A 209-nucleotide genomic window follows, 5' to 3' on the forward strand; every position below is an offset into this window, starting at 1 on the left:
GGAGACACTCGCCCCGTAGACCTCGGCCAGGTGGGCGGAGATCTCGCCGTGGGTCAGGCCCTTGGCGGACAGGGACAGCACCATCTCATCGACACCTGCAAGGCGCTTCTGACGCTTCTTGACCATCATCGGCTCGAAGGTGCCGGCCCGGTCCCGGGGCACCTCGATCTCGACGGTGCCGATGTCGGTGGTCACAGTCTTGGCCCGGT

Annotated in this window: 1 protein-coding gene; it reads right to left on the reverse strand. The window is 66.5% G+C overall.

Annotation, left to right across the window (positions count from 1 at the left end; genetic code table 11):
• A partial coding sequence (locus tag R2S09_RS40480; RefSeq protein WP_316746315.1) for a transposase occupies positions 1-209 on the reverse strand: 209 nt, incomplete at both ends.

This window comes from Streptomyces sp. MK7, from assembly GCF_032658145.1.
Classification (GTDB): Bacteria; Actinomycetota; Actinomycetes; order Streptomycetales; family Streptomycetaceae; genus Streptomyces; species Streptomyces spiralis.